The following is a 26,088-nucleotide window of genomic DNA, read 5'->3' as shown; positions in this document are numbered from 1 at the left end:
ATTTCCTATTTAAAAAATGCTGTACCAATTCGAACAAAAGTTGAGCCACACTGAATCGCTTCTTTGTAGTCACGACTCATTCCCATACTTAGTTCTGTCATTGGCATATTGGGGAATTGTTGTTCACGAATGTATTGTTGCAACTCTTGCGTTTCTTTAAAGATTTTTTGCAACTCTTCTGTTTGGGCCTCAAAGGGAGCCATGGTCATGAGACCAACATACTCGATTTGATCCAAGCTAGACAAGTCTGGCAAGACTGTCAATAGTTCTTCTTTTGAAAAACCATGCTTGCTTTCCTCTCCAGAAATATTGACCTGCAAAAAACATTTAACGGTTCGATCGGCACGTTTTTGAATCTCTTGGGCTAATTTCAAAGAATCTAAAGCGTGAAAATAATCAACAAAAGGAATAACATCCTTGACTTTTCTTCTTTGTAAGCTACCAATCAAGTGCCAAGTAACACCTTTATCACTTAAGGCATGATACTTTTCAAGAAATTTATCAACACGATTTTCACCGATGTGTTTGACTCCTTGATCAATCAAATTTGCTGCAGTTACAATATCAACATATTTTGTTACGGCAATTACAGAAACCGAACCGTCTTCACGGCCGGTTTCTTGAATTGCTTTTGTAACCTGTTGAAATACCTGATTTGTATTTTCTTTTAAATCCATCTCTATTAACGGTTTTTAAAGAATGGTGGTGTTTCCAACTCGTCTTCGTCAGAAGCCGGTGCTTCAAAACGCTCAACTGGAGATACGACTGATTCACCTTGACGAACAATTGAATCACGTCTCAAGTCCCAGTCACCAAAAGCTGATGCTTTAGGCGCTTCAGTGTGACGTTGTGAAGGAGTTGGAAGTTCAGCTGTTTCTGCCAAATCAAAATGACGGTCATAAGTGTGTGTATGTCCAGATTTTACTGGTTCACGGAATGACGCTTGTCTTGGTTGTGGCGCTACAACTTTTTCGACTGCATCTTGACGAACTCCAGTTGCAACAACAGTTACACGGATTTCATCTTTCATTGATTCATCAATAGAAGTACCGAGCCAGATATTTACGCCATGCCCAGCAGCTTGATTGACGATTTCAGAAGCTTCTTCTGCTTCAATCAAAGTCATATCCAAACCACCAGTTACGTTAACGATAACATCTTCTGCTCCATCAATAGTTGTTTCAAGAAGTGGTGAGTAGATAGCTTTACGAGCTGCTTCTATAACACGCTCTTCTCCGCTACCGATACCGATACCCATAAGGGCATTTCCTTTGTTTGCCATTACTGTCTTCACGTCTGCGAAGTCCAAGTTGATCAAACCAGGATTTGTAATCAAATCTGTAATCCCTTGAACACCTTGACGAAGAACATTATCTGCTTCAGACAAAGCTTCAAGAAGTGGAGTTTTCTTATCAACAATTTCTAATAAGTTGTTGTTTGAGATAATCAAGAGAGTATCAACATGTTCACGAAGTTCGTTGATCCCTTGGACTGCGAATTGACCACGTTTGCTTCCTTCGAAACCGAATGGACGTGTCACAACACCGACAGTCAAAGCACCTAAACCTTTAGCGATACGAGCGATAACTGGTGCAGCACCTGTACCAGAACCACCACCCATACCAGCAGTGATGAAGACCATATCTGCACCACTGATAGCTTCAGTAATTGCTTCTTCGCTTTCTTCAGCAGCCTTACGACCAACTTCAGGCTGTCCTCCAGCACCAAGTCCACGAGTTAATTTTGGACCAAGTTGGATAACTGTTTCAGCTTTTGTACTGCTCAAGGCTTGTACATCCGTGTTGGCTGCGATGAACTCAACACCTGAAACGCCTTCGTCAACCATGCGGTTAATGGCGTTTCCACCGCCACCACCGACACCAATTACTTTAATTACTGCACCTTGTGCTGCTGCTGTATCAAATGAAAATGTCATATTTTATTCCTCTATCCTATTCATCAAACATGCTTCCGATTAAGCTACGGAATCGGTCAGTCAATTTTGGTTTTTCTTCTGATTGATTTGGAGTTGCTGATTCAACTGTATAAGTTGGTTCTGCTGATTCAGTTGAAGTTGTACCAAACACTGGACGTTGAGAAGTTGCAGGTTTTTCCTGACTTGAAGTTCTGAAGTCAATTGGTTGTTGACGTAGAACTTGATCTCCTCTGATAGCTCTTTGAGCTAAAACATTCACTTCTGTAAGACTTCCAGCAAATTCTGACAAACTAATCACATGAGCAAATGCAGGATTGCGGATACCTACTTGGTTTGGAACGTAAAGTTTCACACGAACTCCAAGTACTTCTTGGGCAAGCTCAACGATACCTGGTAGAATAGCATTTCCACCAATCAGAGCAATACCACCTGGCAAGTCCAACAAATGTCTTCTTTCCAAATCTTGTTTGATTTGTTCAAAGATGTGTTTCAATCGAGCTGAAATAATTTGAGCCAAGTATTCTTCTGTAACTTCTACAGGTTCTACTTCACCGATAACTTCAACTTGGAAAGTTTCTTTGCTTGCAAGTTGTGGATAAGCTTCACCGTAGTTAAGCTTCAAACCTTCTGCAATCTTCTTAGAAGTTTTAAGAACTTTTGAAATGTCTTTAGTGACGTAATCGCCACCTTCTTGATAAACATTTGTGTATTGTAGCTCTTGGTTACGGATAGTAGCAACACTTGTTTGACCACCACCCATATCGATAACAGTCGCTCCAAACTCACGTTCGCCTTCGTTAAGAACAGAGTTTACAATTGCAAGTGGTGAAATAATCACGTTATCGACTTGAACTCCAACACGTTCTACAGTTTTACGAAGGTTGTGAAGAATGGTTCTTGGACCTGTATAGAGAAGTCCACGCATTTCCAAACGAACACCCATCATACCACGAGGGTCGCGAATGCCTTGGAAACCGTCTACTACAAATTCTTCTGGCACAAACGTAATCACTTCACGATCAGGTGTCATACTCTTAGTCAAAGCTGATTTGACAACATTCTCAACATCTTGATCTGTAATTTCTTTTGTATCTGATGTTACAGGAATCATTCCCTGAGTTGGTTCCACTTGCAACAAGTTTGCTGGAAGTCCAACATTTACTGATTTGATTGAAATCCCTGCTTTTTCTTCTGCTTGAGAAATAGCAGATTTGATAGCCGTTGCTGCGGCTTCGATGTCAACGATAATCCCATCCTTGACACCTTTACTTTTGGCGTTACTAACACCGATTACATTTACTTCACCATCTACAAGCTCAGCAACTAACACTTTAATTGAGCTTGTTCCAATATCTAAGCCTGTAAAGAAACCATTTCTAGTCATTACATTGCGTCCTCTCTATCTTCCAAGTTTCACACTTTGATTTTTTAATAGCTACAAGAAGGCATAGCTATTCACAGAATATTATATCACAAAAATCCGATTCGTGCCTAATTTTTTGTGATTTTATCGAAGGTTTTTCATTAAATTTATTTTAATATTCCATTACAAGTCCCTCTTTTTTATTTTTTCTATGAAAAACAGTGTAAAAATGTCAGAAAAGCTGAAAAATGCGATGTAACTTATTGTATTTTTTCAAGTATTTCATGCCAAGTTCATTTCAATTTTACGTTAAGATGAAATACTTAAATTGTCCCTAAAAATAAATCACTTCTTTTCTAACTTATATACTAGAATGATTAACTTTGTAACAAAATAAGAAGTCCAAATAGACTTCTTATTTTGTTAATTGTTTAAGAGCACTGGTTAGATAAAAACCATCTCGTATTTTTTTACCAATTTTTTTTGCATTAGCAACCAATTCTTGATAATCTGCATCTGATAGATTTTCGATCGTGTTTTTTAAATCATGAAGCGATTCTACTGCAATCCCACAGCCATTCTCAAACACAAAACGAGACAAGGCAGACTGTTTCCACACTATAAGTGGGAATCCAGATGCCAAATAAAGGGACGCCTTGTGAGAATTGTTATAACGGAGGTACTCTCCGAATACACCACTACATGTTTCAGCACTATCGCCATCCCATACAAGTCCAAAGCCACCCTCAAGGGCTGAAGGTAGTTCATCAGGTAAGAAAGAACCAAAGTAAGCCTCATTCTCCAAAGCTCTATTCTTATCAAATCCAACACCATAGAGATTATAAGAAGGTTCTGCAGGAAGTTTATAAAGATAACCCGCTTTTTCCTGAGCCAAATTACCTGCTACAATAATTGGTTGGTCTTTTGTTTGAGTTGTCTTTTCTTGAAAATCTGGAATTAAATAGTCAAAAATGCCAAGGCTGACAATCTTATCTTCCTCAATTCCCTTATCCACTAAAACAGATTTCATAACCGGGTTGTGGGCGATAATCCCATCAGCTGCTTTGAGAAAACTTGCTTCTTGAAGGTACATCCGAATTCTGTGTTTTAAAGGTAGTGAAGTCATGTTGGCATGGCGGAGCACTTCTAGGTCATGAATCAAAAGATAGACTCTAATCCCTCTTTTTTGCGCTTTTTTGACCAAATGTGTGGAGAAAAAGCTATGGTGAAGCATTGGAAACTGGATCAATAACTCATCTCCTTGCTTTAGTTGATCCAAGGCTTGTCCAAAAGCCTTTGCCTTATGGCGTTGAGCCGCAAGGGTACTCATTTGATACCAATTGTCGACGGAAAAGATCAAGGGGTGATAGCCTTCTTCTTTCACAATACTTTCTACGTCATTGCGTGCTTTATTTCCCGCGTTCTTTGCGTTGACATCATGCAGGAATTCTTCTTTTAAGTAATATTTCATAAATTATCGTTTCTCTTAATCAAACTCATTTGCTACTACTTCTAAAGCACGTTCAATAACCACGTGCATGTCGTAGTATTTATAGTCTGCTAGGCGTCCACAGAAGATGACCTTGTCATTTTTGGCTGCTTCTTCTTGGTACTTAGCAAACATGGCGTTATTCTTTTCATCATTGATTGGATAGTATGGTTCATCTCCATGTTTCCAATCAGCTGGGTACTCACGAGTGATAACCGTTTTCGGTTGAGCACCATACTCGAAGTGCTTGTGCTCAATGATTCGAGTATAAGGAATTTCACGCTCGGTGTAGTTGACCACTGCATTACCTTGATAGTTTTCCTCATCCAAGATTTCGTGTTCAAAACGAAGGCTGCGGTATTCCAACTCCCCATGCTTGTAGTCGAAGTACTGGTCAATCATCCCTGTGAAGACAACTTTTTCAGCAGAGCTTTCCAATTCTTCACGATTAGCAAAGAAATCAACGCCAAGCTCTACTTCCACATCACCAAGCATGTTTTCGATGATGACGTTGTATCCACCGATTGGAATTCCTTGGTAACGGTCATTAAAGTAGTTGTTATCAAAAGTCAAACGCACTGGAAGGCGCTTGATGATAAATGGTGGAAGTTCTGTTGCTGAACGTCCCCATTGTTTTTCTGTGTAGCCCTTGATCAATTTTTCATAGATATCCGGACCAATCAACTTGATTGCTTGTTCTTCAAGGTTTTTAGGCTCAACATCTTTCATATCAGCCGTTTGCTCTGCTATCTTGTCCTTAACTTCTTGTGGTGTCTTGGTTCCCCACATGGCATAAAAGGTATTCATGTTGAAAGGAAGATTGTAGAGGCTTCCCTTGTAGTTAGCCACTGGTGAGTTGATATAGTTATTGAATTCAGCGAACTGGTTGACATAGTCCCACACTTTTTTGTTAGAAGTATGGAAAATGTGGGCACCATACTTGTGGACATTGATGTCTTCAACATTTTCACAGTAGATATTTCCACCGATGTGATCACGTTTGTCAATCACTTTTACTTTTTTACCACGTTTTGTAGCTTCGTGTGCGAAGATTGCTCCAGACAAACCTGCACCAACGATAAGATAATCGTACATAGTTAACTCCGTCATTTTTTAATAAGTTGTTTTAATTCTTTTACATCTACCACTTTCAGAGATAGAATTGCAAAAAGATAAATGATTCCACCAAGCACTGCAAATGCTAGAACATTTAGGGTTGGTGAAAAATGTATCACTGTTTTTGAACCTAGCAGAATGCCATACATGATAGCGGATGCTACTACAATTTTTATCATAGATCCCATAATCGGAACTTCTTTTAGGTATCTACGGGTAAAGTATAATTGTATCGCCCATACTAGCGCTTCTGTCAAAACAGAAACAATGGCTGCTCCGATATAGCCAAGTTTAGGAAGGAATAGTAAGTTCAAACCTACACTGATAATTGCGGGAGCTGTTGTTGAAATCATGAATTCTTTATTTTGATTATGAGGGATCAGTATCTGAATTCCCATGATATTGGTCCAACCGATAAAGAACATACGGAAGATCATAATGGCGATTGCATAACGTGCATCCTGAAAATCTTGACCAAGGAAAAACTGAACAAAATCATCATTGACAATCAAGATTCCTGCCATCATTGGAAAAATCACTAAATTATAGATGAGGAAGGACATTTCATGCATCTTGTTGACTGCCTTATGATCACCTGTCGCTAACAAATGAGCGACACGTGGCAACATAACACTTCCCAAGGAAGTTACTAAGGTCAGAAGGATATTTACCAACTTTAGAGCCTGGTCATAAATCCCTACATCTTTTGTAGAAGCTAAGGCTCCAAGCATGGTACGATCTAGCGTTACATACAAGGAAATCGCCACTTGCGGAAGGAACAATAAGATGACAGGTTTCAAATGATGCCTAGCATATTCTATGTCAAAATGAGGTCTACCGATAAACTCTCGAGCAGGCAACCACATACTTAATTGCCCCAAAAGCTCAAATATGGTTAGTAAAAAAACATAGAGGTAAAGATCATTTGCAGACTTGACAAAGAGAAAGATAGAGGTGACCCCAACGATTTTAACCGTGATGTTTCGAACAGTAATCTTTCGAAAATCCTCCAACCCTTGAAAGAGCCATGAGATGTCTAAACCTTTAGAAACTAAACTCAAGCCTAGAATATAGGCTACCGGATTTTGCATAAAGGGAAGAGCCATACAAAGAAGGCCATACAAGGTTAGAGAAAGAAGAGTTGCACCTAATTGCAGGGAGTAGATTCCCCAAAAGTTTTTTTCGATTTCCTTGCGATGCCCTGAAATGACCTTGGTTCCATAATTAGCAACTCCCAGAGTCGCTAATAGAATAAAGTAGGTGACAATGGAATTAAAATAACCATAAGTTCCTAAATCATCCGAAGAAAAGACCCGCGTCACATAGGGAGTCGTAATAATTGGGAGAAGAATAACCAAAAGTTGGTACGAGAGATTATATGCATAATTTTTAAGAACTTTCATAAAGGGACCTTCCTCATTAGAATACTATTTGAAACGCAAAAAATCGTATGACCTTAGAATATCTTATAACCTATAACCACTACGAATGATTTCCTTTATACGTTTTTTATAAATATTGATTCGAAAATCTCTACACTAAAAGTTCAAACCGATGCACCCCATACACAAAGTTAACTTTCAGATAAAAATCAGTTTAAACCTTCCTGATACTTGTGCCTGTCCATAGTCCAAGAAACACCAATCAATAGCAATAACGGATTGTACATTAATTCAAAGAATTGTGGATCAAACATTGAATGGATAATTAACACAACAAACACAAGCATTTCAATTGTGTTAAAATACTCTCTTTTAATCAACTGATAATAAGAAAACCAGATGACAATTAACAATATAACTCCATAGTGCAATAAAATATTTACAAAGGAAGAATCCACATATAAGTAGTCATCAAAAACAGATGTTGTGCTTTGTTGAAGCGCCCAATCAATCCTCTGACCAAATAGATGTACTCCAAATAAAGACCATGCTTTATGACCTAAGCTTAATCTACCTGTCAGGAAAATATTTAGAGTGTGAAAGAATTTACTACTTCCATTATAAAAATAAGTTAGCGCTATTGGAAGGAGAATCCCTACTGTTAATACAAATCGTCCCATTATACTCAATAACTTCGGACTCAACGTTTTATTTTTAAATAAATATACCAACACTAGGGACAAAATAGCACTATAAAAAGCTGATTTTGTATCTGTATTAATATAAAAATAGTAATTTAGTAGCCCCAAACTCAAAATTTCCCAAAACTTAATTTTACTTAATCGTATATATAAGTAAACTAGTGTTAGATGAAAAAGATAATTTGCTCCAAAACTGACATAAAAATATCCCTGACTAAATCTAACTCTCCCACCTGATTGAATTCTCAAGCTATTTTCTATAAGGTTTAATTTTACCAACCCAAATATCAGAAACATGAATAAAGCTATTGATGAAGACCATAAAATCAGTACATTTCTAAAATTTACATTTTTTATAGAAACTATCAATAAGATTGTTGAAATAACCATCAAAGCATAGTAGGGTTTATGAACTGTAATCCCGATTGCCATCCCTAAACAAAGAGCTCCAAAATAGGTTAGTATAAATTCTATAGTGTGTTTTTCACATAAAAATTTTACAAATAGTAAAATGATACTAACTACCATAGCAAGTATTCTAAGCTTATATATTACAGGAAATTTATTAACTAAGCTTGTTTGGGAAATGAAGATAAAGAACAACCAAATAAAGTACGATAAATAATATAATGTATCTGATAATTTTAATGTTATTTTCATATGCTCACCTGAAAATTAAGTCATCCAACCTTCCTTCGAACAGCATTATATAATTTGCTAGAACATAAGAATAGCAAATATTTTACTTTATTTTTACCAGTTATATTTGGATTAGGAATTATATCATTGAAGTATCTAGTATATTCTTTTCTGATTTTATTAATTTCCTCATACATACCTGAACTCAGCATAGCATGTACTACATGTAACCCCTTAAAGACATAACGTACAGTAAGTGCTTTCTTCATTTCCTTATCATTAGGATAATCTCTCTGAACAAATTCTCTGTTCATCTCTATAGCCTTATAGAAGTCTAAAAATTTATCACTATAAGAAGAATTGACAATACTTCCAGGTCTTCGATAATATTTGTATAAATTGATGCATCCTACGGCAATTTCATTACATGCTCCGATATGCTCAAAAGAGACAGCCAAATCTTCATAGATCATATCCTCTGGAAAAGGAAACTTCAGCAAGATTTCTTTTTTGTATAGTTTTCCCCCTGGATGAGTTCCAACTATATTTCCATAAAACATCTCTTTCAAAGCTGTATAGCGATCTAATTTCAAAGAATCTATGTTAGTTAATGAACCTGAAAAATCCTCACTTTGGAAGTCCCTAACTTCAATGACGGAAGTTGCAACAAGATCAACAGCATACTTCTTTTGAAGTTGCACTAAATACTCAACAGTTCTACGATCATAGTAATCATCAGAATCAATGAAAATTATCCACTCAGCAGAAGCAAATTTTACACCCGTATTTCGAGCATTAGAAAGACCTCCATTCTCAATATGCAGGACTCTAATACGGTCATCTTCTTGGGCATACTTATCACATATTCTTCCAGAATCATCAGTAGAGCCATCATCTACCAAAATAATCTCAATATCCTTGTACGATTGATTAATTAAGCTATCAACACAATATTTCAAATAATCTTCAACGTTGTATACTGGAACAACAATCGAAACTTTCCCCATTATACTAATCCCTTCATGATAACTTCTACAATCTGTTGACAAGCTGTCCCATTCCCATAAGGGTTGCTAGCCTTACTCATCTTGTTATATTCCTCTTCATTTTCCAAAAGAAGCTTAAAATTCCTATAAATATTTTCTTCTTCTGTTCCAACTAATTTCAAAGTTCCTGCAGCAATCCCTTCGGGACGTTCTGTGGTATCACGCATGACTAAAACTGGTTTCCCTAAGGATGGAGCCTCTTCCTGCACACCACCAGAATCTGTTAAAATCATATAACTTTGGTTCATAAAATTATGGAAATCAATAACTTCTAAAGGTTCAATGATTTTCATGCGTTCATTATCCCCAAAGACTTTACTTGCCAATTCACGAACTTTAGGGTTTTTATGAATTGGGTAAACAACTTTTACATCTTCAAATTCATTTAAAATACGATTAACAGCATTAAACATATTTTCCATTGGTTGCCCAAGATTTTCACGTCTGTGAGCTGTCAACATAATTAACTTACTATCTTTAGCCCACTCTAAAATAGGATGATGATAGTTGTCTTGAACAGTTGTTTTCAGAGCATCAATAACAGTATTCCCAGTCACAAAGATATTTTTTCTTCCTTCTTTCAGAAGATTCTCCTTGGCCATTTCTGTTGGCGCAAAATGATAATCCGCAATAATAGAAGTTGTTTGACGGTTAAACTCCTCAGGAAAAGGGCTCTGAAGATTATAAGTTCGCAAACCCGCTTCCACATGCCCAACTTTGATACCCATGTAAAAGGCAGCTAAAGCTGTGGCAAATGTTGTACTTGTATCCCCATGAACCAAAACAATGTCAGGCTTTTCTTGTTCAAGAACTGCTTGAATCTTGTCTAGAATACTGGTCGTAATTGTAAATAGAGTTTGATTGGCCTTCATAATCCCCAAATCATAATCAGGAACAACCTTAAAGACATTCAGAACCTGGTCAAGCATTTCCTTGTGTTGGCCAGTTACACAGACAATGGTCTTGATTGAATCATTTTCCTTCAACTCATTTACTAACGGACACATTTTGATTGCTTCTGGACGTGTCCCAAAAACCAACATTACTTTTTTCATTTTGGTTCTCCTTGTATTTCTCTATACAATGCTCGATAGTTTTCCAAAAACATTGAATAACTAAATCTTTCTTCATAAGTTTTTTTGGCATGAAAAGCAAGACGATTTCTTAGCAGTACATCTGTTGCTAATTTGTCTATGGCACCAGCTAATGCACCTGGATTTTTGGCAGGAACAAGAATTCCATTTTCATCATTAACTACTTCATTTATGCCTGGAATATCCGTAGCAACCATCGTTTTCCCATTCATAAAAGCTTCAATGATGTTTAGAGCTAGACCTTCAAATAAAGACGATGAAACCAGAAAATCAAAACTATTGATACATTCTACTATATCCTGGCGATATCCTAAAAATGTTACCGAATCTTGAAGATGTAGCTCTTCAACCTTATTCTCAAGTTCATTTCTAAGCTCACCATCACCAACGATAAACAACCGAATATCCTTCGTTGTAAGTAAAGACATAGCTTCAATAAGATAAGTCAAACCTTTTTGTTCAGACAATCTAGCTATACAGCCAAGCTTAGTCCCATCATAACCGACAATATCATCGACTTGATTATCCGTTTTCTTTAAGATAACTCCATTGTAGATAACCTTACTATCAGTAATTCCTACGTCTTCTTTTAGGTTTTTATTTACTGCTTCTCCTACTGCTACACTTTTAGCATTTCCTAAAGCAAATCTATATAAGGGCAATTTATCTTTAAAGACATTGTGAGCTGTATAAACATGTGTCAATTTTGGACAAACAAATTTTAATAATCGAATATAAAAAGCAGCCATTCGATGATGAGTATGAACTATAGTAATCTCATTATTTTTGATAATCTGGCGAATAGAATATAGAAGCTTTAATACCTTCACGGGATTTTTACTATCGATATCTAAAATTTTATGATGTTGAATCCCTTGAGCAGCCAGTTCGCTCTCCCAAAGCCCACCAGTAGACGCCACATGGACACTATCAAACTCGTCTTTCAAATCCGAGCTCAATTGGTAGACAATTCTCTCTGCACCACCAATATCCATGGTACGTGAAATATGTAAAATATTATTTTTTTGATTTTCGTTTTTCATCTAATACTCGCTTAATAAACGTGACATTTCCTACGAAATAACGTTTAAAGAGACGTTTAGGTTCATTTGCCACTCGGAACAGCCACTCAAGATGTGCATTTTGCATCCATAGAGGAGCTCGTTTAATATGGCCAGATAAAACGTCAAAACTACCTCCAACTCCCATAAAGACAGAATTAACACCTTGATCCATAAATTTTTGAATGATGTATTCTTTCTTAGGAGAGGTGATCCCAACAAAAACAAAATCAGGATTTTTCTCACGAATGTCTTCTTGAATGCCATATTCATCTTCTTCAGAAAAATAACCATTGCGATGCCCAAGGACTCGTAAATTTGGATAATCTTTCTTAAAGATTTCCAACATATCTACTAAAACTTCTTCTTTGGCACCAAAAAAATAAACCGAATAAGACTTTTCATTAGCTAAATGAAGCAATTTTTGCATCAAATCAATTCCAGCGACTCTCTCAGGAACTTGATAACCCAAAAAACGGGAAGCAAGAACAACTGAAGCCCCATCTGCATTAATAATTTCAGAATCGTTAACAATCTTTTTAATAGATTCATCTGTTTGACATTGATTAATTTTGTCTGCATTCACTCCCATTAAGTGGAGTGGACGTTGGTCAAGAACAAATTTTTCAACAGCTTGGACAGTTTCGTCCATTGTTAAGGGGTCAATTCTGACCCCCATTAAATCAAAACTATTCAACTTAATCTCCCCACGTAGACTCAAAATGACCCTTACGCTCAGTTTCTTTTGGCAGTTGCATGTAATCACCGTATATTTTTGTCAAATATTCATCGGGATTTGCATGACAACTTATTTGTAAACTTTCAAATTCTAGTAGTTGCGGTTCCCCGAACACTTCTTTTCTTGCGAGTTCTCGTTCGCGGTAGGAACCCAAGACATTTCCGACCATAGTACTAGTCTCGTAATCATATTGTTTGATGATACTTTGCAATTTTTTATTAATTTTTGAAGTGTTTAAAAGTTTATTTAATTTCAAACTTTTTGAAACTTTTACAATCGCATTTTCGAACGAGCCTCTATCTCTCTCATGTATGCGATCGATGACAGAAATTTTAGACAAGGCACGATAGAACTTTATTTTATTCGTATGCAACCAATAATGGATTCCATCTTCTGGATAACCATCTAAAGGAAAGATATCAATAAAAGGACTACACCATTCATTACCAAATTGAATTTGGATTGAAGTATCCATAATAGAAGTATTACCTAGATTATCATCGTGAAGTCTTAAAATAACACTTTCAGGAAGCTCTTTCTCACAGATTGACAAGAATTTTTCATAATCTTTTCTAGGCATTCCTAAATCCATATCGTCATCCCATGGGATAAATCCTTTATGACGAATGGCACCGAGTAATGTCCCACCCAAAGCGTAATAACGCAAATCATGTCTTTTACAAAGATCGATATAACTTTCTAAAAGTGTTAACTCTCCTAATTGAATTTCTCTCACTTTATTCATAGAATCATTTTGCTCCATCTCTCATCAGCACTACTTTTATTGTTTTTAATAAAATTTCAAAATCTTTCCAGATTGTCCAATCATCGATATAGGCCACATCTAGTTTGACAACATCATCAAAGTTGGTAATTTCACTACGACCACTAATTTGCCACAAGCCAGTAATTCCTGGTTTGAAACTCAAACGACGTTTTTGTTCAGGTGTGTATTTTTCGTATTCGTCCACTGTTGGAGGTCGAGTTCCTACTAGGCTCATATCACCAATCAACACATTCCAAAATTGGGGCAGTTCATCCAAACTTGTCTTTCGAATAAAGTGTCCAATTTTAGTAACGCGAGGGTCATTGTCCATCTTAAACATACCCCCCTGCATGGTATTTTGGTCCATCAATTGCTGTTTGATTTCTTCCGCATCTACTCGCATAGAACGGAATTTATAAAAAGTGAAATGACGACCATTTTTTCCTATTCGGGTCTGAGAAAAAATTGCTGGTCCACCATCTTTTCGAATCATTGGAACAAGGACTATGCTTACTAGTCCACAGATGATTAACCCAACAATTGCCCCTAAAATATCAATAATTCGTTTGGCAACTATGTGGCTTGGTTTATATAAGTTTGTAGAAAAAGTTACTACATTCAATCCAGCCATCTCATGGATTTGTTTATTTCTACCTAAATTCTTATCAAAGGCATTTAAATTTACAGTAACATCAATTCCCATTGTTTCAAATTGTGAAATAATGCTACCGATATCATAATCCTCACTAGGCAGGTTCACAAAAACTTCGTCTACAACTTCATGAGTTGCATAATTAATGAGGTTTTCTCGAGGAATAACCGTTACTTTATTGTGTTTAAAATCTGGTTTATCTAGTACACTCACAGCGACAAGTTTCCCACCGACGTCAGTTGCACTCAACAACCGATCTATCACCTTTTCAATTCGGGATGTCGCAGTAATCAAAATAATTTTACGACTCCCTTTTAAATTGTGATTAAAATGCACCCAATATTTTTTGATAACAAAACTCAGGATATAATTAAACACTCCGTACAAAGATAGGAAGTAAATCATACCACGCCTTGAAATAACAAATTGGTCTTTCAGGAAAAAACTAGAAAAACTAATCAGCAATGCAAAAAAGATGATGTATTTTACTATCTCTATCAATTCGACGGATTGACTGCGTTTAAAAAAATCCTTTCCGTAGCCACTGATATAAAAGGCTGCAAAATGAAGAAAATACAGAACAAAAACCGTTTTTGCAACAATTTCTGTTTCAGATACAGAGATTAGTATATAAGCCAATATACTGACCAGTATACTCTGCAAAAACGCTAGAGTTACGTTGTAGAAACCCCTTCCTTCCATTTTTTACTCCCTTTTTTTCCTACTTATTTCTTCCCGTATGAACCGTAGTTCCCGTATGAACCATATGAACCATATTTTTCAAGCTGAATATTAAATTTATTCAGAATAACTCCTAAGAATGGTGTTCCTGTTTGCTCTAGCTGATCTTTAGCTTTCTGAACTTCTCTCCGTTTTGTTGCAGAAGCTTCAGTTACCAGGATAGAGGCATCACATTTTTGTACGATAATAGCCGCATCAATGACAACACCTATAGGGGCTGTATCCACAATGATATAGTCAAAGTATTTGCGTAAAGTCTCAATCATTGCTTCAAATTTGTCACTTTGAAGAAGAGCAGTCGGGTTTGGTGAAACAGCTCCTGATTGAATGACAAACAAGTTTTCTACGTTTGTTTCACACAAACCATGCGATAAATCTTTGGTTCCTGATAAGTAGTCTGTCAAACCTGTAATTTTTTCTCGAGATTTAAAGACACCTGACATTACCGAATTACGAATATCGGCATCGATAAGGAGTGTCTTATAGCCTGCACGCGCGAATGCCCAAGCTATGTTGGTTGAAGTGGTTGACTTCCCTTCTCCAGGTCTAACTGAAGAAAGGGCAATTACTTTGAGACCATCTCCACTCAACTGGATATTGGTCCGTAGTGCGTTATAATACTCTTCAGCTTTTTTTACAGAGTGTAATCGTTGTTCTGATAATTCTAACTTTGCCATATTTCCCTCTTTACTTTAATTTCTCAAGATTTGGAATAACACCTAGAAGCGAGAGGTGCATTACTTCTTCGATATCTTCTGGACGTTTCACTCGATCATCTAATAATTCGACTAGAAGTACAATAACTACAACAAATCCTACACCTGCTATAGTAGCCATCATTGTGTTTCGACGAATATTTGGAGAAGATGGCGATGTTGCTGGCCTTGCTTCTTCAAGTGTCGTTACATCTGACACCCGTGTTACAGAAATAATTTTCTGAGCGGCTACTTCTCTAAGTGCATTGGCAATACGACTTGCTTCTTCAGGCTTGCCATCTCGAACTGAAATGGATACGATACGAGTATCTGCAGGAACTGTTACTGAAACTTTTTTCCCAAGAGTTTTTGCATCAATGGTTAAACTTTGATCAGCTACTACTTTTTCAAGTACATCCTGAGAGAGGATGATTTCACGGTAGTCTTTTACTAGGTAAGCACCCGCCTGCAAATCTTGGTTCGTCAAACCTGGCTTATCTGCCTGGTTACGATTAACGACATAGATGCGGGTAGTACTGGTATACTGAGGTTTGATTACAAACGAACTATAAGCAAACGCTGTTATACCTGCTAATAGTGCAACTAAGGCGATGAGGAATTTTCGTTTCCAAAGCACTTTTACTAATTGCAGTACATCAATTTCAATTTTATCTTGTTCTTTCATCATTTCTCCTAAATTAGTTGGTCATTTATTATTTTTGATGGATTTGTTTCAAAAAGTTCACGAGCTTTTCCTGATCCGTATTTTTTAGCAATGAGCTCATAAGCTTCTCTCATATACGGTGGGCGATTATCTAAATTGTGCATATCGCTAGCCACTACATGGACTAAGTCCTTGTCCAAGAAATACCTAGCACGCTTTTTCATAAACTTGTAGGTGTCACCAAATAGTCGCGGTTTTAAGACACTCGAGCTATTAATCTGCATATAGCAGCCCATATTGATGAGCTCTCTAACTTTTTTCTCATCGTTTTCCAAGGTGTGATAGCGCTCAATATGAGCAACCACTGGTGTAATCCCTAACATGAGAACTTTGGTCAAGGCGCTATGAATATCTCTGTAGGGTGTATTCATGCTAAACTCGATCAAAGCATAACGAGTTCCATTGAGTTTTGGAATGATATTTTGTTCAAGTTTTTCTAAAACATCACTTGAAAAATAAATCTCAGCTCCGTACACGATGTTCAAATCCGGTGCGATTTCTTGAGCCAACTGTTTAACTTCGCTAAAATTAGCCGCAATTTTGTCTTCTGGTGTTTCAAACATCCCTTTTCTACGATGAGAGGTGGAAACAATGGTTCGAACACCTTGTGCGTAAGCTTCCTCTAGGAGAGCCTTGCTCTCAGCTCTATTTTTAGGTCCATCGTCAACATCGAAAACAATATGTGAGTGAATATCAATCATCTTATTTTCCTTCCATGGTAGCCTTAATGGCTGCTTTAACAGTTTCCAAGCTTGTTGGGTCGATTTCTAACATGTAAAGATTGCTATCTGGCATAGCATAAGACGGGAGACCCATGCGACCAGTCCCTTTCAAATCTTGATTGGTAACGGTATATTTTCCTCCGCTTGCCAACTGAGTGTTGACAAGGCCTACCATTGTTTCTGGTGGCATATTGGTCTGAATTGAATCCTGCAAGCTCTGAATAATACTGTCATAGTTTTTTAGAGATTCTGCTGAAGTCAATTTCTGGATAATAGCCGCAATGACTTTTTGTTGGTTGCGACCGCGATCCCCATCACCATCCGCAAGCGAATAACGTTCACGCACAAATCCCAAAGCTTGTTCAGAATCCAGATGGACATTGCCGACTGGGAAGTGGTATTGCCCATGACGCGATGTGAATTCTTGGTCATTATAGACATCAACACCTCCAAGAAGGTCAATCAGTTTCAAGAAAGAGGTGAAATTAAGTCGAGCATAATAGTTCAAGTCGATACCATAAAGATTTTCTAAGGTATGGATAGAAGCATCTACGCCATAGATACCCGCATGCGTCAACTTATCGTTTTGGTTGTTTCCACCATCTGCAATAGGGACATAGGCATCTCGAGGAGTTGTCGTCAAGAGAATCTTCTTAGTATCTTGATTCACTGTCATGATGATATTGACATCTGAGCGCGAAACAGAACTGATAGGACCATAGGTATCAATCCCGCTGATGTAAACATTGAAAGAATTTCCTGTAGCTACCTTAGGCGCTTCCACTTTCTTGGTCAAGTCCTTGGTATAAATTTTCTTGATCTTTTTAGCGTGGTCTGGATATTCCTGCTCAATCAGATTTTCAAAAACACCGTTTAAGACGATTGCTTTGGTTTCTCCATCTAACAAACTCTTATAGGCTGCTAGGTAAGAAGAAGCTTCCTCAACTGTCAATTCCTTGCTTTGAGTTGTTTTAATGTCATCTATCAATTTTTGAATATTCTCAGCATCTGTTCCTGTTGGAGCAGTTACACTAGAAAGTTGAGAAACGTTATTAATCTCACTATCTGCAAGTACTGCAACACTCATAGAATAGCTTGAATAATTTGAAGTTGCATTAAATTGATTGGCGAGTCCAACAAATCGATTTACAGCTACTAAAGCTACAGAGCTAAATAAAACTGAGAGCAATAGGACTATCAAGGTGAACACCTTGGCTTTGCGCTTAACTATCAACAAGAGGGATAATAATGCTATAAGCACTAAAACTACTGCCAAGATAATATTAAAATAGCTAACCGCTAAAATCTGATATTTAAAAATCAAAAACAATAAAAAAGAAGCTAGAACAGCATAGATTAACAACAAACCTATGTTTAAGCTCTGCTGAAATTTACTAGATTTACTTTTTTTTATGCGTCTACTTTTCATGGAACACCTCTTCAAAACATTTTAATTTAATTATATCACAAAGTACCTCTAAAGGCTATCTACATTAGTTAAGGAAACGTTTTATTTTGAAAATGTATTTAGTTAGTGTATATTTATTAGCGTTTCTACTACATTTTATGTTTTCAAAAAACAGCTAAAATAAAAAATAGAGCTCTTAAAAAGCTCTATTTTTAATTATTTAACGTGACTTTCGAATTCTTTTTGACTCTTTTCGACTGAGTTTTTACGTTCTTGTTCCCATTTGGCTTTAGCTTCGTCAAATTGAGCAGTTGTTACCACTTCGGTTTGCAATTTCATGTACTTATAGTTACTTCCAGTACCTTTGATTCCGACAAGTGAGTAAGCTCGTGTAAATGGTGTCACACGTGTTACTGAAGCACCACCACCGTTTGAGTTTACAGGGAGCAATAGCGAACTATCAATCAGCCAAGCTTGTGCATCTGCATAATTTTCATAACGTTTGGCTACGTCTGTATTTTCTGCATCTGCCGCTTTCAATTTTTGAGTATATTGGTCCAATCCGATATTTGTAATCTTATCAGTATCCTTGCTTGGATCAAGTCCTAAAATCTTGAGATAGAATCCATCCTCAGCGTTGAAAGGATTGAGATAAGTCGATGGATCTTGGTAGTCTGCAGACCAACCATCCAAGTTCAAGTCATAATCATGATCAGCTGTGGTTGGCGCTTGGAATGTCGCATTGGCATAGTCTTCTGTTGAAATTTGAACGACATCAATCACTACATTTTCTGCCCCAAGAGTTGATTCGACAGATTGTTTCAGCGAATGAATCTTTGGAAGCAAGGTTTTGTTAACTTGGTCTACAGGCAAGTCCAAATGAATCGGGAAGGTCACACCTTGTGCTTCTAGCTCTTTTTTAGCCTCTGCAAACTGAGCTTGTGCTTTTTCTTTATTGAAGTAGCCGTCTTGAGCGTCTTCAAGATTCATATTTGACCACTGCGTACCATAGTTTACCAACTTAGATGAAACTGTCTCACCGAAAGTCTTGTCACCTACTTGCACGAAAGTTGGTGGCACAAGTGTGTTACGAAGAGTGTTTTTAGCCGCTTCTTCTCCATTAGACTGAGCCGAATAGGCTGTACGGTCAATGGCAAAGTTGATTGCTTGACGGAAATTTTTATTTAAAATCGCATCTTGGGTAGCTTGTTTTTGCTCATCGCTAGTCTTAGCTGTATGATTGTATGTTTGGCGATTAACGTTAAAATTATAGTACCAAGAAGTCGCATCCTGCAAGCTATAGACGATGTTGTCCTTGTATTTTTCCTTTGTCTTAGCAAAGTTTGAACTATTTGGGTAGACACCAGCAGATGAGTAGGCTCCGCTTTCGAAATTACGGATCGTCATATCTTGGTCAGAACCATCAACATAAGCCAACTTAACTCTTTCAATCGTCACTTTTTCTTGGTCATAGTAATGAGGGTTCTTCATGTACTCAAGTGATGATTTTGATGTAAAATCTTTTAACAAATAAGGACCACTGTAGAGAATGCTGTCTGGTTTCAATTCTCCAAATTCTTTACCTTTAGAAGTCAAGAATTCTTCATTGACAGGAAAGAGGATACTATTGGTAGTCTTAGAGTTCCAGAATGGTTCTGGACGTGTCAAGGTATATTGGACAGTGTAATCATCTACAGCTTTCACACCAACATTTGAAAAGTCAGTATTTGCGCCTGTCACATAATCATCTAATCCCTTGATTGAGTTCTGAATCAAATCGAGAGCTTGACTCTTGTTATCAGCTGCATACTTGATACCTGTGACGAAATCTTGTGCTTTAATTGGGGCGTACTCTTCCCCGTCAGCAGTGAACCATTTAGCATCTTGACGAAGTTTATAAGTGTAAGTCAAACCATCCTTTGAAACACTCCAATCTTCTGCAAGAGCAGGAATGAGATTTCCATAATTGTCATTTTCAAGCAAACCATCTACCAAGTTGGTTACAACGGCGGTATTATCACCAGAGTAGTCCAACAGGTAGTTGAAGGTTGTCGGGTCGGCACCAAATGTTGACGAGTAGGTTTTAACATCTGATGCTGACTTCCCACACGCTGTCAATAAGACCGCCGCGGCAAGCGTCAACCCCGCTCCAATCAGTCGTTTTTTGAGTTTCATGATTCATTTTCTCCTTAAATGTTAGGTTTTATGACATAAGTCTATTTTATCAAATTTCACACTAAAAGTAAAGTTATTTAATTTTTTGCACCCCGTCACTAAGACGAAAAAAAGAAAGAAATCCCACATAAAATCAGGATTTCTTTCATCGTTGTTTAAGATTATTTAACGTGGTTCGCTAACTCTTTTTGATATTTAGCGTTTGTTTCAAGTTTCTCTTTTTGCCATTTCTTGAGAGCTTCTTCGTATTCTTTAGTGGTTACAATATCATTTTGCAACTCTAGACCTTTAAATACAAACGGATCTCCCTTGATACCAACTTGAGAGTAGGCTTTCGAAAATGGTACTGTACGACTAACTGTAGGAGAACCTCCTGAAGATGCTACAGGAATGAGAAGTGAACTATCAGATACCCAAGCCTGTGCTTTAGCATATTTTTCATATCGTTTGTTAAGGTCGGTTGTTTCTGATGCTGCATCATCCAAGAGTTTCTTGTACTCATCAAGTCCAACTTGAGCCATGACTTCTGGATCTTTACCTTTTGTGATACCCAAGTGTTTAAGGGCAGAACCCTTCTTAGCATCCAAGATATTTAGATAGGTAGCTGGATCTTGATAGTCTGGTCCCCAACCAGTTCCATTCAAGTCATAGTCTTTTTGAGAAGGAACCTTAGCTTGAGAAGTAATACTCATTTTCTCATTATCTGTCATTTGAAGCACATCGATGACAACATTTTCAGTCCCAAGCGCTGCTTCGACAGATTGTTTGAAGGAGTTGGTTTGTTGAACAGCAATGACATCTGTCTGTTCAACTGGAATATCCAAATGGATTGGGAAGGTTACACCTTTAGCTTGCAATTCTGATTTTGCTTTTTCAAAGGCAGCTTTTGCTTTTGTTGGATTGTAAATAGTGTCTTTACCATCTGTCAAAGCTACATCTTTCCACTGGTCTCCGTATGTTACTAATTGTTCTTGAGCCAATTCACCGAAGGTCTTTTCACCAACCTGAACATAGTCATAAGGTACAAGACTGGTACGGATAATCTTGTCCGCTCCTTCTTCACCATTCATCTGTGCAGAGTAAGAATGACGGTCAAGAGCAAAGTTGATTGCCTGGCGGAAGTTTTTATTGAGAAGCGCTTCTTTTGTAGAAGTCTTTTGTGCTTCATCTGTCTTTGCAGTTTTATTGTAAGACTGACGATTCACGTTGAAAGTAAAGTAATAGCTGGTCGCTTCTTGCGGACTATAGACAATCTTATCCCCGTATTCTTGCTTAGTTGAATCAAAGTTTGAACTTGTTGGGAAGAGACGAGCTGTTGTATAAGCTCCTGATGAGAAACTACGAATCAATGATTCTTGGTCAGATCCATCGTAGAAAGTAAGTTTGATGTGGTCAATCTTAACATTGTCTTTATCCCAATAATTTGGATTTTTTTCGTACTCGATCACTGATTTTGAAGTGAAGTTCTTCAAAATATATGGTCCATTATAGAGAATACCTGAAGGTGTTGCTGCACCATAATCTTTACCTTGAGAATTCAGGAATTCTTCATTAACTGGGAGCATAGTCGCTGTTGTTACCTTAGAATTCCAGAAGCTTTCTGGCTGGTTCAAGGTGTATTGAACAGTGTAGTCGTCAATTGCTTTAACTCCAACTGTTGAGAAGTCATTGCTTTCACCACTGACATATTCTGCTAAACCTTTGATAGAATCTTGGATCAGACTTAAGCCATCTGACTTACCATCAGCAGCATGTTTCAAACCAGTCACAAAGTCTTGAGCCTTGACCTCGGCGTACTCCTCACCTTCAGAAGTATACCATTTGACACCTTTACGTAGTTTGTAAGTATAGGTCAAACCGTCTTTTGAAACTGACCAGTCTTCAGCAAGAGATGGAATCAAGTTTCCGTATTTGTCATTTTCCAAGAGTCCGTCGACCAAGTTAGCGATGACGTCTGATGTTGAACTTTTACTAGTAACGCTATAGTCCAATGTTGATGGATCGATGGCATATACGTATGAAAATGTTGTAGGAGCATCTGCTTTTTTCTCTGTCTTTCCACAAGCCGCTAAAAGAAGAGCTGCACTCATCGTTATCCCTGCTACTGCGAGCAACTTTTTCGATTTCATCGGTATTCTCCTTTAAAATACTATTTTTCACCATTATACCCTATTTTTTTATAAAAGCAAGGGTTTTAAGGGTATTTTTTAGAAAATTCAAACTAATATTTTTTTAAGAAATTTCTACACTTATTTTAGAAAAAACTCAAGCATCTTGGATACTTGAGTTTTTTAGGTTTAATTGGTCAATTCGACACAGAATGCATCCCAAGAAGCCAGTGCTAGTTGCTCGAGATTTTCTTGAATCTCGGTGTTAGCAACTAAGATTGATTTGAGAACCCCATTAAAGTGAAATTCTTGTTCTTGATTTGAGAGGTTAGCTACTACTAGGAAACGGCGTTCCCCGTCCTTGCGAATATAGGCAAAGACTTTCTCAGCCGTTTCTAATAATTCAAAGTCAGCTTGAACCAGCCAGCTATTTTCCTTGCGAAGCTGGACTAATTTTTGGTAGGTATAGAAGATAGAGTTTGGATCATCTAAAGCAGACTCAACATTGATAGCATCATAGTTTGGATTGACTCCTAACCATGGCTTCGTGCTTGAAAAGCCAGCATAATCTGTAGCATCCCACTGCATTGGCGTACGAGCATTGTCACGCCCAATCACACGAATACTATCCATAATTTGCTCTAGCGGTACACCTTGTTCTAGCGCCTCTTTGGCATAGTTGATAGATTCAATATCTTCTACTTGCTCCAAACTTTCAAATGGGAAATTGGTCATACCGATTTCTTCACCTTGATAGATATAAGGCGTCCCCCTCATCAAATGAAGTAAAATCGCAAAAGCTTTAGCTGATTTCTCACGGTATTGCTCCTCATCCCCCCAAATGGAAACAATGCGTGGAAGATCATGGTTGTTCCAGAATAGGGAGTTCCAACCATCTTCCACTCCGAGCTCTGTTTGCCACTTGTTGAAAATCTCTTTTAATTTCCCTACACTTAGCTCTTTTTGGTAGTGCCACTTAGGTTGTCCTTCCTTATACTGAAGACAGATATGTTCAAATTGGAAGACCATAGACAACTCTTGACCTTCTGGATTCGAATATTTCTTGGCCTCTTCTGGATTTGCTCCCCAAGTCTCCCCTACTGTCAAAAGGTCTTTGCCGCCGAAAGTAGCCTGATTCATTTCCTTGAGATAGGGATGGAGCATAGGACCATTGTTGACAATCTTCTGATCAGGAATTTTCCCAATCATGTCAATAACGTCCATACGGAATCCACCAATCCCTTTATCAATCCAGAAATTCATCATCTCATAGATTTTATGACGGAGCTCTTCGTTTTCCCAATTGAGGTCTGGTTGTTTCTTACTGAAAAAGTGTAGATAGTATTGACCAGACTTTTCATCGTATTCCCATGCAGAACCACTAAAAGTAGAGGTTAAATCATTGGGTTTATCTCGCCAAATATAGTAGTCACGTTCGGGGCTTTGAGGATTTTCACGCGCTTCAATAAACCAAGCATGCTCATCGGATGTATGATTGACAACCAAATCCATAATGATTCGAATATCTCGTTTTTTGGCTTCGGCGATTAGCTGGTCCATGTCTTCCATGGTTCCAAAGATAGAAGCTATGTCTTGATAATTGGCAATATCATAACCATTGTCATCCATAGGGCTATCATAAACTGGTGAAAGCCAAATTGCCGTAATTCCTAGCTTAGCTAGATAGTCTAACTTGCTAGTAATTCCAGGTAAATCACCAATCCCATCTCCATTACTATCCTTGAAACTTTTTGGATAGACCTGATAAACAACGGCATTGTGCCACCATTTTTCTTGCATATTTTCACCTCTTTTAAATTCACTTTACTCCATCATAGACTTTTTCTCCTGTTTGTGCAAGCGTTTGCTTTATCTTTTTTCTTACTTTTATTACTCTGTAGTTTCTTATCTTCTATTTTTTTTATATAATAGAAAATAGAGGTAAAAAAATGAAAAAACAAGCTTTTAGTTCTGAAAAATATTTAAATTTACAACGCGACCATATTTTGGAGCGTATTAACCAGTTTGACGGCAAGCTTTACTTGGAGTTTGGAGGCAAGATGTTGGAGGACTTCCACGCTGCCCGTGTCCTTCCTGGCTATGAGCCAGATAACAAAATCAAACTCTTGCAAGAATTGAAGGAGCAAGTTGAGGTTGTTATCGCTATTAACGCTAGCAATATCGAGCACTCAAAAGCTCGTGGTGACTTGGGTATTTCTTACGACCAAGAAGTGCTTCGTTTGATTGACAAATTCAACGAATTGGGAATCTTTGTTGGTTCTGTTGTTATCACACAATACGCCGGTCAACCTGCAGCAGATACCTTCCGTAATCAATTAGCTAAAAATGGGATTGACTCTTATCTCCACTACCCAATCAAGGGTTATCCGACAGATATGGACCATATCATCTCTCCTGAAGGTATGGGGAAAAACGACTATATCAAAACGAGTCGCAATTTAATTGTCGTGACTGCTCCTGGACCTGGATCAGGTAAGTTGGCAACTTGTATGTCTAACATGTACCACGACCAACTGAATGGTATCAAATCTGGTTATGCTAAGTTTGAAACCTTCCCAGTTTGGAATCTACCTCTCCATCATCCAGTTAACCTGGCTTATGAGGCTGCCACAGCAGACCTTGATGATGTCAATATGATTGACCCGTTCCATCTCCAAACTTACGGAGAAACTACAGTCAACTACAATCGTGATATCGAAATTTTCCCTGTTCTCAAGCGTATGCTCGAACGTATCTTGGGCGAATCTCCTTATGCATCTCCAACTGACATGGGTGTAAATATGGTTGGTTTTGCAATCACTGATAACGATGCTGCAATTGAAGCATCGAAACAAGAGATTATCCGTCGCTACTACCAAACAGTTCTCGACTTCAAGGCTGAAAAAGTTGCTGAGTCTGCTGTCAAGAAAATCGAACTTCTCATGAATGATCTCGGCATTACGCCAGCTGACCGTAAGGTTGCTGTTGCTGCTCGACAAAAAGCTGAAGAAACAGATGGACCTGCTCTAGCACTTGAGTTACCTTCTGGTGAAATCGTCACTGGTAAGAATTCAGAACTCTTTGGTCCGACAGCTGCTGCCGTGATCAATGCTATCAAGAAGTCAGCGAATATCGATGCTGAAACCAAGTTAATTGAACCAGAAGTGGTGAAACCAATCCAAGGTTTGAAAATCAATCACTTAGGTAGTCGCAATCCACGTCTTCATTCTAATGAGATTCTTATCGCTCTTGCAATCACAGCTATGCAGAATCCTGATGCAGACCGCGCTATGAAAGAACTCGGAAATCTCAAAGGTAGCGAAGCTCATTCTACGATTATCTTAACAGATGAAGACAAGAACGTTCTCCGTAAATTGGGAATTAACGTAACCTTTGATCCATACTACCAATATGATCGTTTATATCGTAAATAGATTGAAGACTCGTAGGAACTTCTTATCAAGTATCACCCCTCTTCGATAGATTTCGAATCTCTCTTAAGGGATGACTTTCTTTTATGCTAGAATTTTG

At 37.7% G+C, this 26,088-nt stretch carries 21 protein-coding genes and 1 pseudogene; 1 reads left to right on the top strand and 21 read right to left on the bottom strand.

What is annotated here, in order from left to right; all coding sequences use genetic code 11:
* Positions 1 to 5 precede the first annotated feature (5 nt).
* The 21 genes and pseudogenes from HMPREF9423_RS11525 to HMPREF9423_RS11430 all read right to left on the bottom strand — a co-directional run bounded on the left by HMPREF9423_RS11525 (position 6) and on the right by HMPREF9423_RS11430 (position 24,357).
* Positions 6 to 677, bottom strand: a complete 672-nt coding sequence (locus HMPREF9423_RS11525; protein ID WP_006149539.1) for a YggS family pyridoxal phosphate-dependent enzyme — start codon at positions 675 to 677, stop codon at positions 6 to 8.
* A 5-nt stretch (positions 678 to 682) separates the two neighbouring features.
* Positions 683 to 1,936 (bottom strand): cell division protein FtsZ, encoded by a 1,254-nt coding sequence (gene ftsZ, locus HMPREF9423_RS11520; protein ID WP_006149538.1) that lies wholly within the window; start codon positions 1,934 to 1,936, stop codon positions 683 to 685.
* A 16-nt stretch (positions 1,937 to 1,952) separates the two neighbouring features.
* Positions 1,953 to 2,138 (bottom strand): cell division protein FtsA C-terminal domain-containing protein, encoded by a 186-nt coding sequence (locus tag HMPREF9423_RS12860; protein WP_420902917.1) that lies wholly within the window; start codon positions 2,136 to 2,138, stop codon positions 1,953 to 1,955.
* A pseudogene (ftsA, locus tag HMPREF9423_RS11515) lies at positions 2,129 to 3,320 on the bottom strand (cell division protein FtsA); the annotation flags it as partial. The gene HMPREF9423_RS12860 and the pseudogene ftsA, both read right to left, overlap by 10 nt.
* 394 nt (positions 3,321 to 3,714) lie before the next feature.
* Positions 3,715 to 4,770, bottom strand: a complete 1,056-nt coding sequence (locus HMPREF9423_RS11510) for a glycosyltransferase (protein WP_006149536.1) — start codon at positions 4,768 to 4,770, stop codon at positions 3,715 to 3,717.
* Between the two features lie 15 nt (positions 4,771 to 4,785).
* Positions 4,786 to 5,883, bottom strand: a complete 1,098-nt coding sequence (gene glf / locus HMPREF9423_RS11505; RefSeq protein WP_006155711.1) for a UDP-galactopyranose mutase — start codon at positions 5,881 to 5,883, stop codon at positions 4,786 to 4,788.
* Positions 5,884 to 5,894: 11 nt separating this feature from the next.
* Positions 5,895 to 7,307: a flippase gene (locus HMPREF9423_RS11500; RefSeq protein WP_006149534.1), complete on the bottom strand. Its 1,413-nt coding sequence runs from the start codon at positions 7,305 to 7,307 to the stop codon at positions 5,895 to 5,897.
* 188 nt (positions 7,308 to 7,495) lie between these two features.
* Positions 7,496 to 8,647 carry a hypothetical protein gene (locus tag HMPREF9423_RS11495; protein WP_006149533.1) on the bottom strand — a complete coding sequence of 384 codons (1,152 nt, stop codon included), beginning with the start codon at positions 8,645 to 8,647 and terminating at the stop codon, positions 7,496 to 7,498.
* 20 nt (positions 8,648 to 8,667) lie between these two features.
* Complete coding sequence (locus HMPREF9423_RS11490) at positions 8,668 to 9,633, bottom strand: glycosyltransferase family 2 protein (RefSeq protein WP_006149532.1); 966 nt, start codon at positions 9,631 to 9,633, stop codon at positions 8,668 to 8,670.
* Positions 9,633 to 10,727, bottom strand: coding sequence for a non-hydrolyzing UDP-N-acetylglucosamine 2-epimerase (wecB, locus tag HMPREF9423_RS11485; protein ID WP_006149531.1), 1,095 nt, complete (start codon positions 10,725 to 10,727; stop codon positions 9,633 to 9,635). The genes HMPREF9423_RS11490 and wecB overlap by 1 nt, the downstream gene beginning before the upstream one ends.
* Positions 10,724 to 11,809 (bottom strand): glycosyltransferase family 4 protein, encoded by a 1,086-nt coding sequence (locus HMPREF9423_RS11480; protein ID WP_006149530.1) that lies wholly within the window; start codon positions 11,807 to 11,809, stop codon positions 10,724 to 10,726. Before HMPREF9423_RS11480 ends, wecB begins: the two co-directional genes overlap by 4 nt.
* The gene (locus tag HMPREF9423_RS11475) at positions 11,784 to 12,506 is read right to left on the bottom strand and encodes a WecB/TagA/CpsF family glycosyltransferase (protein WP_006149529.1); all 723 of its coding nucleotides are present in this window, start codon (positions 12,504 to 12,506) and stop codon (positions 11,784 to 11,786) included. Before HMPREF9423_RS11475 ends, HMPREF9423_RS11480 begins: the two co-directional genes overlap by 26 nt.
* Positions 12,507 to 12,525: 19 nt before the next feature.
* Positions 12,526 to 13,311, bottom strand: a complete 786-nt coding sequence (locus HMPREF9423_RS11470) for a LicD family protein (RefSeq protein ID WP_006155712.1) — start codon at positions 13,309 to 13,311, stop codon at positions 12,526 to 12,528.
* Positions 13,312 to 13,315: 4 nt separating this feature from the next.
* Complete coding sequence (locus HMPREF9423_RS11465) at positions 13,316 to 14,686, bottom strand: sugar transferase (RefSeq protein WP_006149527.1); 1,371 nt, start codon at positions 14,684 to 14,686, stop codon at positions 13,316 to 13,318.
* A gap of 23 nt (positions 14,687 to 14,709) precedes the next feature.
* A complete protein-coding gene (locus HMPREF9423_RS11460) occupies positions 14,710 to 15,402 on the bottom strand; it encodes a tyrosine-protein kinase (protein WP_006149526.1) in 693 nt (230 codons plus the stop codon).
* A gap of 10 nt (positions 15,403 to 15,412) precedes the next feature.
* A complete protein-coding gene (locus HMPREF9423_RS11455; RefSeq protein WP_006149525.1) occupies positions 15,413 to 16,105 on the bottom strand; it encodes a CspC family polysaccharide chain length determinant protein in 693 nt (230 codons plus the stop codon).
* A gap of 8 nt (positions 16,106 to 16,113) precedes the next feature.
* Positions 16,114 to 16,845 (bottom strand): capsular polysaccharide biosynthesis protein Cps4B, encoded by a 732-nt coding sequence (gene cps4B, locus HMPREF9423_RS11450; protein ID WP_006149524.1) that lies wholly within the window; start codon positions 16,843 to 16,845, stop codon positions 16,114 to 16,116.
* Between the two features lies 1 nt (position 16,846).
* On the bottom strand, positions 16,847 to 18,295 hold the full coding sequence (gene cpsA, locus HMPREF9423_RS11445; protein ID WP_006149523.1) for an LCP family glycopolymer transferase CpsA: 1,449 nt from the start codon (positions 18,293 to 18,295) through the stop codon (positions 16,847 to 16,849).
* Positions 18,296 to 18,490: 195 nt separating this feature from the next.
* Complete coding sequence (locus HMPREF9423_RS11440; RefSeq protein ID WP_006149522.1) at positions 18,491 to 20,449, bottom strand: peptide ABC transporter substrate-binding protein; 1,959 nt, start codon at positions 20,447 to 20,449, stop codon at positions 18,491 to 18,493.
* 161 nt (positions 20,450 to 20,610) lie between these two features.
* Positions 20,611 to 22,578 (bottom strand): peptide ABC transporter substrate-binding protein, encoded by a 1,968-nt coding sequence (locus HMPREF9423_RS11435; protein WP_006149521.1) that lies wholly within the window; start codon positions 22,576 to 22,578, stop codon positions 20,611 to 20,613.
* 168 nt (positions 22,579 to 22,746) lie between these two features.
* Positions 22,747 to 24,357: a glycoside hydrolase family 13 protein gene (locus HMPREF9423_RS11430; RefSeq protein ID WP_006149520.1), complete on the bottom strand. Its 1,611-nt coding sequence runs from the start codon at positions 24,355 to 24,357 to the stop codon at positions 22,747 to 22,749.
* 149 nt (positions 24,358 to 24,506) lie between these two features.
* Between HMPREF9423_RS11430 and HMPREF9423_RS11425 the strand changes: the two genes are divergently transcribed.
* A complete protein-coding gene (locus HMPREF9423_RS11425) occupies positions 24,507 to 25,991 on the top strand; it encodes a DUF1846 domain-containing protein (protein ID WP_006149519.1) in 1,485 nt (494 codons plus the stop codon).
* Positions 25,992 to 26,088: the final 97 nt, after the last annotated feature.

The sequence above is a fragment of the Streptococcus infantis ATCC 700779 genome (assembly GCF_000187465.1).
GTDB classification, from domain to species: Bacteria; Bacillota; Bacilli; order Lactobacillales; family Streptococcaceae; genus Streptococcus; species Streptococcus infantis.
The sequence above is the reverse complement of the archived record's forward strand: the minus strand, read 5'-3'. Positions and strand labels throughout refer to the sequence as shown.

What these genes read in the sequence shown, in the direction of transcription:
- HMPREF9423_RS11525 (WP_006149539.1), bottom strand. Translation starts at nt 677, where the DNA reads ATGGATTTAAAAGAAAATACAAATCAGGTATTTCAACAGGTTACAAAA.
- ftsZ (WP_006149538.1), bottom strand. Translation starts at nt 1,936, where the DNA reads ATGACATTTTCATTTGATACAGCAGCAGCACAAGGTGCAGTAATTAAA.
- HMPREF9423_RS11510 (WP_006149536.1), bottom strand. Translation starts at nt 4,770, where the DNA reads ATGAAATATTACTTAAAAGAAGAATTCCTGCATGATGTCAACGCAAAG.
- glf (WP_006155711.1), bottom strand. Translation starts at nt 5,883, where the DNA reads ATGTACGATTATCTTATCGTTGGTGCAGGTTTGTCTGGAGCAATCTTC.
- HMPREF9423_RS11500 (WP_006149534.1), bottom strand. Translation starts at nt 7,307, where the DNA reads ATGAAAGTTCTTAAAAATTATGCATATAATCTCTCGTACCAACTTTTG.
- HMPREF9423_RS11495 (WP_006149533.1), bottom strand. Translation starts at nt 8,647, where the DNA reads ATGAAAATAACATTAAAATTATCAGATACATTATATTATTTATCGTAC.
- HMPREF9423_RS11490 (WP_006149532.1), bottom strand. Translation starts at nt 9,633, where the DNA reads ATGGGGAAAGTTTCGATTGTTGTTCCAGTATACAACGTTGAAGATTAT.
- wecB (WP_006149531.1), bottom strand. Translation starts at nt 10,727, where the DNA reads ATGAAAAAAGTAATGTTGGTTTTTGGGACACGTCCAGAAGCAATCAAA.
- HMPREF9423_RS11480 (WP_006149530.1), bottom strand. Translation starts at nt 11,809, where the DNA reads ATGAAAAACGAAAATCAAAAAAATAATATTTTACATATTTCACGTACC.
- HMPREF9423_RS11475 (WP_006149529.1), bottom strand. Translation starts at nt 12,506, where the DNA reads ATGGGGGTCAGAATTGACCCCTTAACAATGGACGAAACTGTCCAAGCT.
- HMPREF9423_RS11470 (WP_006155712.1), bottom strand. Translation starts at nt 13,311, where the DNA reads ATGAATAAAGTGAGAGAAATTCAATTAGGAGAGTTAACACTTTTAGAA.
- HMPREF9423_RS11465 (WP_006149527.1), bottom strand. Translation starts at nt 14,686, where the DNA reads ATGGAAGGAAGGGGTTTCTACAACGTAACTCTAGCGTTTTTGCAGAGT.
- HMPREF9423_RS11460 (WP_006149526.1), bottom strand. Translation starts at nt 15,402, where the DNA reads ATGGCAAAGTTAGAATTATCAGAACAACGATTACACTCTGTAAAAAAA.
- HMPREF9423_RS11455 (WP_006149525.1), bottom strand. Translation starts at nt 16,105, where the DNA reads ATGAAAGAACAAGATAAAATTGAAATTGATGTACTGCAATTAGTAAAA.
- cps4B (WP_006149524.1), bottom strand. Translation starts at nt 16,845, where the DNA reads ATGATTGATATTCACTCACATATTGTTTTCGATGTTGACGATGGACCT.
- cpsA (WP_006149523.1), bottom strand. Translation starts at nt 18,295, where the DNA reads ATGAAAAGTAGACGCATAAAAAAAAGTAAATCTAGTAAATTTCAGCAG.
- HMPREF9423_RS11440 (WP_006149522.1), bottom strand. Translation starts at nt 20,449, where the DNA reads ATGAAACTCAAAAAACGACTGATTGGAGCGGGGTTGACGCTTGCCGCG.
- HMPREF9423_RS11435 (WP_006149521.1), bottom strand. Translation starts at nt 22,578, where the DNA reads ATGAAATCGAAAAAGTTGCTCGCAGTAGCAGGGATAACGATGAGTGCA.
- HMPREF9423_RS11430 (WP_006149520.1), bottom strand. Translation starts at nt 24,357, where the DNA reads ATGCAAGAAAAATGGTGGCACAATGCCGTTGTTTATCAGGTCTATCCA.
- HMPREF9423_RS11425 (WP_006149519.1), top strand. Translation starts at nt 24,507, where the DNA reads ATGAAAAAACAAGCTTTTAGTTCTGAAAAATATTTAAATTTACAACGC.